Genomic DNA, 11,784 nt, shown 5'->3' with positions numbered 1-11,784 from the left:
CGCGGTTGCTGCGGCGCGTCATAGACGAGGCGCCGGTTTGAACCGCTTTGTTGGCGCAGCGATCCTGCGCCGAAGCGCGCCGCATGACCTTTGAAGCAGCCCCTTGAAGCGCGCTGCAATCCGACTGGAAAGAGACACTGATGAACATGAACTGGAACAAGCTGGCCACTTTCACACTGTGCGCCGCCTTCACCGTGGCCGCGGGCGCGGCCCATGCCGCTGACCTCAAGGAAATCCGCTTCGGCGTCGAGGCGTCGTATGCGCCGTTCGAATCGAAGTCGCCGAGCGGCGAACTGCAGGGCTTCGACATCGACGTGGGCAATGCCGTTTGCGCAAAGCTCAAGGTCAAGTGCATGTGGGTGGAGAACTCGTTCGACGGCCTGATTCCGGCGCTGCAGGCGCGCAAGTTCAACGCCATCAACTCGGACATGACGATCACGGACCAGCGCCGCCAGGCGATCGATTTCACCGATCCGATCTATGCGATTCCCAACCAGATGATCGCGAAGAAGGGCAGCCCGTTGCTGCCCACGCCCGAGTCGCTCAAGGGCAAGCATGTGGGCGTGCTCCAGGGCACGATCCAGGAAACCTACGCGAAGGCCAAGTGGTCGCCCGCCGGCGTCGACGTCGTGCCGTATCAGACCCAGGACCAGATCTACGCCGACCTCGCCTCGGGCCGTCTGGATGCCGCTTTCCAGGACGCCGAAGCGGCGTCGAAGGGCTTCCTGAACAAGCCGCAAGGCGCGGGCTTCGCCTTCGCGGGACCGCAGGTCGTCGACGCGAAGCTGCTCGGCGAGGGCGTGGGCTACGGCGTGCGCAAGAATGACGCGGCGCTGAAGGCCGCGCTCAATGGCGCGCTCAAGGAGCTGAAGGCCGATGGGACGATCGACCGCATCGCCGCGAAGTATTTCGACGTGAAGGTCGTGCTCAAGTAAAACGCGGCTTACGAGCGAGTTTTTGTGGATGCCGGTGAGGCTTTGCCTTGCCGGCATTTTTTATTGATCGAAGCGTCGTCAAGGTGAGGTATTCGCGCTCCACTTGCACACGTCGGCTTCTACCGTGCGCAAGTGGGAACAAGGCCACACCCATCCCACCGGACCGGCGCTCCAACTGATCAACATCATTGCCGACAAGGGCTTGCAGGCCATCATTTGATCGGTCGCCCGGCCATTCTTCATGAAGCGCGTTGATTTCATGAAGCTTCGCGCTTCGTATGCGCGGTGTATGGGCCAGGCTAAAATCGCATAAGAATGAAAACGCCGCCGTGGCCTTGCCGGCTGTGCGCGGACGGGGCGCAAGAACAAGCAAGAACACATCGCAAAAGACCATACGATCAGACGCCGCGTACAGCGCGGCGCTTCGCGGGGGACCCATGAGTTTCAGTGCCGCAGACCGGCCGCCCATGTCGGGCGTCGAGGATGGCCGTAGAACGACCGGCACGCCGGCGGAACCCACGACCCATTCCAGCCACGCTTATTTCGCACGCAAGCCCGTGCTCGATCGTGACGGCGTGCTCTGCGCGTTCGAATTGCTGCCGCGCGTGGTTGCGCGCGAAGGCGTCGCGCAAGAGCCGTCGCCCGATGGCAACGCAGCGCAAAACAAGGCGCTCATCGAAGCATTCTGCTCACCCACTTTGCGCGCGGCGCTGACCGGCCACCGGGCGTGGCTCGACGTCACGCGCGAGCTGCTGTTCGACGATGTCCTGCTGCGCCTGCCCGCCGATCGCGTGATGCTGGAATTGCCGCCCGGCATCGGCGCCGATCCCGAGCTGATCGCGCGGCTCGCCAAGCTGCACGGCAAGCGCTATCGCTTCGCGCTCGACCACGTTACGCAAGCCGACGAGTCGTTCGCGAAGCTGTTGCCCTATGCGGACGCGGTCAAGCTCGATCCGCGCGGCATCGCGCCCGCGCTGCTGCCGAAGTTCGCTAGCGTGCTCAAGGCGGCGGGCAAGATCCTCGTGGCGCTCGACATCGATACGCCCGCCGAACACGAGCGCGCTCATGCGCTGGGCTTCGACCGCTTCCAGGGCTATTACTTCGCGAAGCCGCAGGGTACCGGGGCGCGGCGGGTGAGCGCGCCTCGCCAGGCCTTGCTGGGTCTGCTGAAACTGCTGGCCTCGGAGCCCACCGTGATGCAGCTCGAAGCGGAACTTAAGCTCAATCCCGTGCTGGTGATGCATCTGATGCGGCTCGCGAATTCGGGCAGCTTCGGTCTCGGGCGCAAGGTGAGCACGCTGCGCGAGGCGATCAACGCGACGGGCACCAATCGCATCGCGCGCTGGACGCAACTGCTGCTGTACGCGGACGGCCGCAAGATCGCGCTGGAGGACGACCCGCTCCTGCAACTGGCCGCCACGCGTGCGCGCTTCATGGAACTCGCCGCTGCGCTGCTGCCCGAAGCCGGGCCCGCCGAGGAAGATGCGGCGTTTCTCGTCGGCGTGTTTTCGTTCGTCGATGCCGTGTTCGGCGGTCCGCTCGACCAGACGCTCGAAGTCCTCAGGCTCGCCAGGCCGATCCGCGCGGCCATCGCGCGCCGCGAAGGCGTGCTGGGCCGGCTGCTCGACGTGAGCGAGGCGCTGGAGCGCGCGGATTGGGCAGCTGTGGATGCCGTGTGCGCCACGCTTGCGCCGCTCGATGTGGGCGCGCTGGCGGCGCTTGCGCTCACGGCGGCGGCGTGGGCCGGCACGGCCGAGCACAACGCCGAGGCCGAGGGGCTGGAGCGGTTCGAGGATTGACGATCGAGATGCCGGCGAGCCCGCCCGCACCTGCCTGCGCCTATGTCTTCACGGGACTCGCCGAGAAAAACCGCGCGAGCTCGTGCGCGAGCTCGTTCAAGGCGCTCATTTCCTTTGGCAAGATTTTCCGCGGCTCCTGGCTCAGCAGCCAGTCGCCGTAGAGCAGCGCCACCGGCGGCTCGCCGGGGTGCGCCACCGGCAGCAGCACGAACGCGCGCGCGTCGTCGAGGCGCGCGCGGTACCACGCGGGCAGACGCGCGAGCATCTTGGGGTCGCGCGCATTCTCGATAAAGATGCCCACCGAGTTCGCAATCGCGAGATGGAACACGTCGGGCTGGAACGCCGCGCTGAACGCGAGCTTGTCGAGATGGCCCTCGACCTGCGGGCCGAAGCCGCGCTGCGCCTCGAACATGTTCGAGCCGTGCCGCACGAACACGATCGTGCGTGCGAAGCCGAGACCGGCCAGCACGGTCTCCGTGGCGAGCGTGAGCGCCGTCTGGAGCGGGCTGCCGGGCGGCAGCGCGCGCAGGTCTTCCACAGCCGCCGAGATGCGCGCCTCGGGGGGGAGCGACTCGCGCGCAATGGCGTCGGCGTTTGCGCGCAGTTCGACGATCTCGCGCATCACGCCATCGTCGGCTTCCTCGCGGGCCAGCGCGAGGCTCATCTGCACCAGCGTTTCGGGGTCGGTGTTGAGCGCGCGGCCATAGTGCTGCGCGAGCTCGGCAATGTGCTCCTCGCGCGTTTCGTCGGTGAGGCCCGCCGTGGTGAGCACGCGCGCCACCTCGGTCGAATAGTTCGTGATGGCGCGCAGCCATTGCACCTGGCGCGGCTCGTTGGCGGCAGGATCGTATTCCTCCATGCCTGAGCGGATGGCCTCGGGCAGGCGCCAGCGCGAGGCCGCGTCCTGGCCGATCTCGGCGAAGGTCACGCCGAGCACGTCGATGCAGGCATCGTCTTCGTCCGTGCCTCGCTCGCATTCGCGGCGGATCTGGTCCCACTCCGGCTCGAGATAGAACACCACCAGCAGCTTGCCCACCTGGCGCATCAGCGTGCAGACCACGGCTTCCTCGCCCGCGCGCAGGTCGCCGCGCTCGGTGAGCTTGCGCGCGACGCAGCCCGAGAGCATCGTGCGGTTCAGTTCGAGCTTGGCGTCGATGCGGCGTGGCGCGCTATGATGGAAGTGATCGACGATCTTCAGGCCCACCACGAGATGGCCGACCGCGTCCATGCCGAGCACCATCAGCGCGCGCGTGACAGTCGTGATGTTGCCGCCGAAGGCCATGTACATGGCGGAGTTGGCAAGGCGCAGCACCTTCTGCGTGAGCGCGAAGTCGGAGAGCACGACCTTCACGAGCGCGGTGAAGTCGTAGTCGTCGTTGGTCATGGCGGCCACGGTCGAGCGCAGCGATTGCGACAGCATGGGGAAGTCGCCGCGCTCGTTCATACGAGCCCAGAGCCGGTCGAGCAGGACTGCCTTTACCATCTGAACCATGTCATTTTCGCTGATGCCCTGCGTGTACCGGTGCCATGCTCAATGCACGCTGTGAACGTGCAAGGTGCGCGACTCGAAACGCTGCGAGAGTTCCTCCGAAGGCAATGCCTTGCAGACGAGCCATCCCTGAATATGGTCGCAACCCATCTTCGTGAGCAACTCGCGCTGCGCCTCGGTCTCGACGCCTTCGGCCACGAGTTCGAGTTCGAGCGTGCGCGCGAGGCCCACCACGGCATTGACGATCGCCTGATCGTTGCGTGAGGTTAGCAGGTTCACGACGAAGCTGCGGTCAATCTTCAGTTTCGAAAGCGGAAAGCGCTGCAAATACGCGAGACTCGAATAGCCGGTGCCGAAGTCGTCCACCGCAAAGCGGATGCCGAGCGCCGTGAGCTCCTCGAGCAGCGCGACGGCGTGCTGCGGATCATGCATCAGCACGCTTTCGGTGATCTCGAAGACAAGCCGGCGCGGATCGATGCCAGTGAGCCGGAGCGCTTCTTCGACGCCTTCCTTGAAGCGCGGATTGCGGAACTGCTGCGGCGACACATTGACCGCGATGTACTGCAAGGCAATGCCTTGCTCGTCCCATTGGGTCAGTTGCATGCAGGCCGCTTTCAAAACCCAGTTGCCGAGATAATTAATCAGGCCGACGGACTCTGCAAGCGGGATAAATGTCGATGGCGACACGTCGCCGTGCAAGGGATGCTGCCAGCGCATCAACGCCTCGACCCCGACCACGCCGTGCGTGGCGCTGCTCGTGATGGGCTGGAACGCGAGCGAAAACTCGCCGTTGCGCACGCCGTCGTGGAGATCCGATTCGAGCTTGAGGCGCAGCGTGTCGGTCGGGTCGTGGTCGGCCACGTGCAGCATCAGCGTGTTGCCGCCCGCGGCCTTGGCCTGTTGCAGCGCCTGGTCGGCGCGGCGGATGAGCGAGGGGCTGTCCGCCTGCATGTCGCCGTCGTTGCTCTCGCAGCAGTCCGCGTGCTGCTCGGGATAAAACGCGATGCCGATGCTCGCCGCCAGATGCACCGGCTGGTCGCGAAACGAATACGGTTGCAGGATCGACGTGAGCAGGCGGCGCGCGAGCGTTTCGGCGGCGCTGCGGATATCGGCGGGCGGCGTGATCAGAATCGCGAACTCGTCGCTGCCCGTGCGCGCGATGAACTCGCCTTGCTGGGTCAGGTGCGCGAGGCGGCGCGCGGTTTCGCGCAGCAGCTCGTCGCCGGCGTCGTAGCCGAGCGCGCGGTTCACGCGCTGATAGTCGTCGAGATCGAGCAGCAAAAGGGCGATCGGCGTGCCGCGGCGGTCGGCTTCGGCTAGCGCGCGTTCGAGCTCGGGCTCGAGCGCCGCCTGGTTCGGCAGGTCCGTGAGCGGATCGTGGTGGAGCGCGTGCGTGAGCCGCATCTGCGCGCGCTGCCAGTCCGAGACGTCGAAGCCGGCCACGGAGAAGCCGTCCACGCCCGCATAGGCGGCGCGCTGCACGCGCAGCTCGACGGCGAGCGGGTAGGTGAGCGCTTTCACGAGATCGATCGTGTCTTTTTCGACTGCGCCGCTCGCCAGTGCTCGGGCGAACAGCGCGTCGAGCCGCGCGAGATCGCCCGGCGCGACGAGGTCGTGCAGCGACGCGCCGAGCAGGAACTCGCGGTGATAACCGGCAAAGCGCAGGCTCGCGTCGGAGACGTAGAGAAAGCGCAGGTTGCGGTCCACGTGCACGAGGAAATCCACCGCGGCGGCGGTCTGCTCGAACGCGCGCGAGACCGCGTCGGACCCGGCGGCCTTGCCTGCTGCGGCGTGCGCGGGGTCCCGGCCGTCCGCGGCCGGCGCAGCGGCCGGGTGGCCGGGCGCACCATCCGCTCCATCCGCACAGGCGAGCAGGGCGCCGCAGCGGGCCCCGTCCTGCTCGCCTGTGCGCCCGGCGCGTGGCCGCAGGCGGTCCACGACCGCGCGCAGCCACCCCGGGAGGGGCGCGGTAATCCTGTTCGCTTCCATGTATGTATCGCTGGCAACCTGTGTACGTGTCTGCGGGGCGAGCCGGGCACGCCGCTTGACGTGCCCATCAGACCGAGATATCGACTGCCGCGGCGAAATCTTTAGCTATCGGGGGAAAATCGGCCGCGCAGCCATCTCGCGGTGCGAGGCAATGCACGCGCGCGCCGCACCCTGCGCGTGCCGGCGGAGTGTGTTCCAATAGGGCCGTCGCTGGACGCGGCGGGACCGCGCCGCAGTCCGTGCCGCAGTCGGCGCTGCTGACCATGGCCATGCCTCGCCGCCCGTGTTCCGGGCTGCCGCGCTGGCCCGAACCGGCGACGCATTCGAAGCCATACGAGGACATCCGACATGAAACCGAGGTATTTCGCGGCGGGGGCTGCGGCGCTCGTGTGCGCCGGATTCGCGTTCTTCACCCTGAGCGCGCAGGCGACGCTCAAGCCGGGCGACTCCGCGCCCGATTTCACGACGCAGGCGTCGCTGGGCGGCAAGACCTATACCTACTCGCTGGCCAGCGAACTCAAGAAAGGGCCGGTGGTGCTGTACTTCTATCCGGCGGCGTTCACCAAGGGCTGCACGATCGAGGCGCATGATTTTGCCGAGGCCGTCGACCAGTACAAGCAGTACGGCGCGACCGTGATTGGCGTTTCGCACGACAACATCGATACGCTCACGAAGTTCTCGGTGAGCGAGTGCCGCAGCAAGTTTCCGGTTGCCGCCGACGAGGATTCGAAGATCATCAAGTCTTACGACGCGTCGATGCCGATGCACGAGGCCATGGCCAACCGGGTTTCCTACGTGATCGCCCCGGACGGCAAGATCATCTACGAATACACGAGCCTCTCGCCCGACAAGCACGTGGAGAACACGTTGCGCGCCGTGAAGGAATGGGCCGCGCAGCATCCGCAACAATAATCGCCATGACGGCGGCGCGTAGCACGTCTCGTGCCGCGCGCTGCCGGCCGCGCGTTGCGCTTGCGATGCGGCAAACCCGTGCTATCGCTGCGGGGCCGCGCCTGCCGTGCGCTGGTATCGTGCAGCTTTTCGGTTTCCCGCATTGGTGTCCATCAGGCGCCCGCAGCCCTTGCGCGCCTGCGGATTCCGTCTTCGTATGCCCATTCTCGTTCTTCTTCTCGCATTTGCCGCGCTCGTTTATGGCGCCGTGTGGTCGTTTCAGACGCTGGCCGAGAGGCTGGGCGCGGACGTGGCGATTAGCGCGTCGGCCGTGGTCGTAGCGGCGTTCGCCACGCTGCTTGCGAACTGGTTGCAGCACCGCCGCGAAGTGGCGCCGAACCTGCGCGGCGAGGGCGACTGGACCCATCGCGTCGCGGGCGCGTGGGGCGAGGCGCGGCTCGCGGCCGGCAAGCGGCTGTGCGAAATCAAGCTCGGCGAGACGCGTGGCGCGTACATCTTCGCGGACCTCCAGGGCGCTCAGCCCGCGCGTGACGCGAGCGGCTGGCAGGTCGAGCTTCGCGTGGCCGACGCGGGCCGGCCGCTCTGGTCGCTGCCGATGTCGAGCGAGCGCGAGGCGAAGCGCTGGGCGCGGGTTTTTACGCTGGCGATGGCGCAGAAACTTTGAAACGCAGCGCGGGGTCGAACGCTGCTTGCCTGAACTCATCGGAATTGCCTATGCCTCCCAGTTTTTTTCGCAGCTTTTGTGCAGCAGTGACGCTCGCGGCCACAAGTGCCGCCTTCTTGACCGCCTGCGACCAGCAGAAAGTCGCCGATGCCGTAAACGCCGTCAAACCCGACTCGATGGCCTTCGGCGGCCTGAAAATCGGCGTTTCGACGGTCGAGGACGTGCGGCGTCAGGCGGGCAAGCCGGAGATGGTGTGGGAGGACGACGACGGCGCGCAGCGCCTCGAATATCCGCGCGGCCCGAACGGCCTGACCACGTGGATGCTCGACTTCGACGCCAACGGCAAGCTGGTCGCGATGACCCAGGCGCTCACGGCGGGCAATATCGCGCAGGTCGTTCCCGGCATGACGCAAGACGAGGTGCGCCGCCTGCTCGGCAAGCCCGCCACGATCGCGAAGTACGCGCTGAGCCACGAGGAAGTGTGGAGCTGGCATTGGGCCGAAGGCGGCGTGGCCGGGGACGGCATGTTCAACGCCCATTTTTCGCCCGATGGGCTCGTGGTCCGTACGTCGCGCTCGGATGCGCCCGGACATGAGCAGCACTGAAGAAGCTTGCTGGCGGCTGAGTCCCGGGAATCGGGCAGCCGCCCCGCCCATCCAGCCTCTACCTCCTCACTCCAGCACCCTCGGCGGCGGCTCCACGCGCCCGCGCTTCGCATCCCACCACACGCGCAGGCGATCCATGTACAGATACACCACCGGCGTCGTATAGAGCGTCAGCGCCTGGCTCAGGATCAGCCCGCCCACGATCGAGATGCCGAGCGGCGCGCGCAGCTCCGCGCCTTCGCCGCGCCCGAACGCGAGCGGCAGTGCGCCCAGCAGCGCCGCGCAGGTCGTCATCATGATCGGCCTGAAGCGCAGCAGGCAGGCCTGATAGATCGCGTCGCGCGAACTCAGGCCCTGGCGCGACGCGTCGATCGCGAAGTCCACCATCATGATCGCGTTCTTCTTCACGATGCCGATCAGCAAGATCACGCCGATCAGCGCAATGATGCTGAACTCGGTCTTGAACAGCAGCAGCGCGAGCAGCGCGCCCACGCCCGCCGAAGGCAGCGTCGAGAGAATCGTGAGCGGGTGGATATAGCTCTCGTAGAGGATGCCCAGCACGATATACACCGCCGCGAGCGCCGCCAGAATCAAGAGCGGCTGGTTGTTCAGCGACTGCTGGAACGCCTGCGCCGTGCCCTGGAAGCTGCCGTGGATGGTCTGCGGCATGCCGATCTCGGCCATCGTGTCGTAGATGACCCGGGTGGCGTCCGAGAGCGACTTGCCCGGCGGCAGGTTGAACGAGATCGTCGAGGCCACGAACTGGCTCTGGTGATTCACCGAGAGCGGCGTCGTGCCCGGTCCGAACGAGGCGATCGCCGAGAGCGGGATCATGGTTTCCTTCGTCGTGGAGACGGCCGCGCCCGAGGACGCGCTCGACTTGCCGCTCGCCGCGATCGAGTTGATCGCGAGATTGCGCGCCGAGTCGGCGGCAATGGCCGCGGCGCTCGCCGCCGAGCTTGTGCCTGATTTTGCGCCCGTGCCGCCCGTCGACGCTTTCGACGTGGCCGGCCCCGTGACCGTGCCCGCCGTTGCGTTGGTGCTCTGCGCGCCGCTCGCGCTGCCGCCTGAGGTGCTCACCCAGATCTGATTGAGCATGTCCGGGCTTTGCCAGTACTTCGGCGCGACTTCCATCACCACGTGGTACTGGTTGAGCGGGTTGTAGATGGTCGAGACCTGACGCTGGCCGAAGGCGTCGTAGAGCGTGTTGTCGATCTGCGCAGGCTTGATGTTCAGGCGCGCGGCGCTCGCGCGGTCGATCGTGACCATCGATTCGAGGCCGCCTTGCTGCTGGTCCGAATTCACGTCGGCGAGTTCGGGGCGCGCCTGCAGCGCTTCGGTGAGCTTCGGCGCCCACTTGTAGAGATCGGCGGTGTTGTCGGCGAGCAGCGTGAACTGATACTGCGCGTTCGACTGCCGCCCGCCCACGCGGATGTCCTGCACGCTCTGCAGGAAGGTGCGCGCGCCCGCCACGTGCGAGAGCGGTCCGCGCAGCTGCGCGATCACTTGATCCGCGGACAGCTTGCGCTCGCTCTTGGGCTTGAGCGAGACGAACATGAAGCCCGAGTTGGTCGCGCGCCCGCCCGTGAAGCCCACCACCTGATCGACAGCCGGATTCTCGCCGACGATCTTCATCATCTCCGCGAACTTCACCTTCATCGCCTGGAACGAGGTCGACTGGTCGGCCTGGATGCCGCCCACGAGGCGCCCCGTGTCCTGCTGCGGGAAGAAGCCCTTGGCGATGTTCACGTAGAGCACGACGTTCAGCGCGATGGTGGAGATGAGCGTCATGAGGATCAGGCGCGGATGCGCAAGCGCCCAGCCGAGCGTGTGCTCGTAGCCGCGGTGCAGGCGCGTGAAGCCGCGCTCCAGCCATTGCCCGAAGCGGCTTTGCTTCCTCTTTTCGTGCGGCTGCTCGAGCAGGCGCGAGCACATCATCGGCGTGAGCGTGAGCGACACCACGAGCGACACGCCGATCGCAAGCGAGAGCGTGAGAGCGAACTCGCGAAAGAGGCGCCCGACGATGCCGCCCATCAGCAGGATGGGCAGGAACACGGCCACCAGCGAGACGCTGATCGAAAGCACCGTGAAGCCCACCTCGCGCGCGCCGAGCAGCGCGGCCCGCCGGCGCGGCACGCCGTTCTCGAGGTGGCGCGAGATGTTCTCCAGCACGACGATGGCGTCGTCGACGACGAAGCCGGTCGCGATGGTGAGCGCCATCAGCGAGAGGTTGTCGAGCGAGAAGCCCATCAGGTACATGGCCGCGAAGGTGCCGATGATCGAGATGGGCACCGCCACGCTCGGAATCAGCGTCGCGCGCCAGTTGCGCAGGAACAGGAACACCACCATCACCACGAGCGCCACGGCGATCATGAGCGTGTGCTCGGTGTCCTTGAGCGAGGCGCGGATCGTGACCGAGCGGTCCGAGGCGGGGGTCACCTCGACATCGGCGGGCAGCGACGCCTTCAGTTGCGGCAGCATCGCGACCACGCGGTCCACCGTCTCGATGATGTTCGCGCCGGGCTGGCGGTAGAGGATCACGAGCACCGAGCGTTTGCCGTTGGCAAGGCCGAGGTTGCGCAGGTCCTCGACCGAATCGACCACTTCGCCCACGTCGGAGAGCTTCACGCCCGCGCCGTTGCGGTAGGCGATCACGAGGTCCTTGTATTGGCTCGCCTTGCTCGCCTGGTCGTTGGTGTAGAGCTGGTAGCGCTTGGGGCCGAACTCGATGTCGCCCTTCGGGCTGTTCGCATTGGCCGAGGCCAGCGCCGCGCGCACGTCTTCCAGGCCGATGCCGTAGTGAAACAGGGCGTGCGGCTCCAGTTCCACGCGCACGGCCGGGTTAGCCGAGCCGCTCACGTCGACTTCGCCCACGCCGTCCACCTGCGAGAGCGATTGCTGGAGCACCGTGGCCGCCGAGTCGTAGAGCTGGCCCGCGCTGAGCGTGGGCGAGGTGAGCGCGAGGATCAGGATGGGCGCGTCGGCGGGGTTGACCTTGTGGTAGGTCGGGTTCTGCCGCAGGCTCGACGGCAGGTCGGCGCGCGCGGCGTTGATGGCGGCCTGCACGTCGCGCGCGGCGCCGTCGATGTCGCGGTTCAGGCCGAATTGCAGCGTGATGCGTGTGCTGCCCACCGAGCTCTGCGAGGTCATCTCGGAGACGTCGGCGATCGAGCCCAGGTGCCGCTCCAGCGGGCTTGCCACGCTGGTGGCCACGGTTTCCGGGCTCGCGCCCGGCAGTGACGCCTGCACGGAGATGGTGGGGAAGTCCACCTGCGGCAAGGGCGCGACCGGCAGCTTCGCGAACGCGAAGAGCCCCGCGAGCGCGATGCCGAGCGCGAGCAGCGTGGTGGCGACGGGGCGGTTGATGAACGGGCGCGAGAGATTCATCGCG

8 protein-coding genes and 1 pseudogene are annotated in these 11,784 nt (G+C 66.8%); 6 read left to right on the top strand and 3 right to left on the bottom strand.

Features of this window, described 5'->3' with window-relative positions:
• The first annotated feature begins 140 nt into the window (after nucleotides 1-140).
• The 3 genes and pseudogenes from P5W98_RS09025 (at nucleotide 141) to P5W98_RS09015 (ending at nucleotide 2,734) form a co-directional block, all read left to right on the top strand.
• On the top strand, nucleotides 141-935 hold the full coding sequence (locus P5W98_RS09025; RefSeq protein WP_421024243.1) for an ABC transporter substrate-binding protein: 795 nt from the start codon (nucleotides 141-143) through the stop codon (nucleotides 933-935).
• Between the two features lie 88 nt (nucleotides 936-1,023).
• Nucleotides 1,024-1,155, top strand: a pseudogene (locus P5W98_RS09020) (helix-turn-helix domain-containing protein); the annotation flags it as partial.
• A 217-nt stretch (nucleotides 1,156-1,372) separates the two neighbouring features.
• On the top strand, nucleotides 1,373-2,734 hold the full coding sequence (locus P5W98_RS09015) for an EAL and HDOD domain-containing protein (protein WP_421024242.1): 1,362 nt from the start codon (nucleotides 1,373-1,375) through the stop codon (nucleotides 2,732-2,734).
• Between the two features lie 40 nt (nucleotides 2,735-2,774).
• Here P5W98_RS09015 and P5W98_RS09010 read toward each other — a convergent pair whose 3' ends face one another.
• Nucleotides 2,775-4,217 (bottom strand): HDOD domain-containing protein, encoded by a 1,443-nt coding sequence (locus tag P5W98_RS09010; protein WP_421025224.1) that lies wholly within the window; start codon nucleotides 4,215-4,217, stop codon nucleotides 2,775-2,777.
• 48 nt (nucleotides 4,218-4,265) lie between these two features.
• Entirely contained in the window at nucleotides 4,266-6,212 is a 1,947-nt protein-coding gene (locus P5W98_RS09005) for a putative bifunctional diguanylate cyclase/phosphodiesterase (RefSeq protein ID WP_421024241.1), read from the bottom strand.
• 348 nt (nucleotides 6,213-6,560) lie between these two features.
• On the opposite strand from P5W98_RS09005, the gene P5W98_RS09000 reads away from it, so the two are divergent.
• The 3 genes from P5W98_RS09000 (at nucleotide 6,561) to bamE (ending at nucleotide 8,393) form a co-directional block, all read left to right on the top strand.
• Nucleotides 6,561-7,124: a peroxiredoxin gene (locus P5W98_RS09000; RefSeq protein WP_421024240.1), complete on the top strand. Its 564-nt coding sequence runs from the start codon at nucleotides 6,561-6,563 to the stop codon at nucleotides 7,122-7,124.
• A gap of 196 nt (nucleotides 7,125-7,320) precedes the next feature.
• Complete coding sequence (locus P5W98_RS08995; protein WP_421024239.1) at nucleotides 7,321-7,788, top strand: hypothetical protein; 468 nt, start codon at nucleotides 7,321-7,323, stop codon at nucleotides 7,786-7,788.
• Nucleotides 7,789-7,838: 50 nt separating this feature from the next.
• On the top strand, nucleotides 7,839-8,393 hold the full coding sequence (bamE, locus tag P5W98_RS08990; RefSeq protein WP_421024238.1) for an outer membrane protein assembly factor BamE domain-containing protein: 555 nt from the start codon (nucleotides 7,839-7,841) through the stop codon (nucleotides 8,391-8,393).
• Between the two features lie 66 nt (nucleotides 8,394-8,459).
• On the opposite strand, the gene P5W98_RS08985 is transcribed toward bamE, so the two are convergent.
• Nucleotides 8,460-11,780: an efflux RND transporter permease subunit gene (locus P5W98_RS08985; RefSeq protein WP_421024237.1), complete on the bottom strand. Its 3,321-nt coding sequence runs from the start codon at nucleotides 11,778-11,780 to the stop codon at nucleotides 8,460-8,462.
• Nucleotides 11,781-11,784 lie beyond the last annotated feature (4 nt).

Source organism: Paraburkholderia sp. A1BS-2L (assembly GCF_051125205.1).
Taxonomy (GTDB): domain Bacteria; phylum Pseudomonadota; class Gammaproteobacteria; order Burkholderiales; family Burkholderiaceae; genus Paraburkholderia.
Note: the sequence above shows the minus strand (reverse complement) of the source record. Positions and strands in the feature narration are given on the sequence as shown.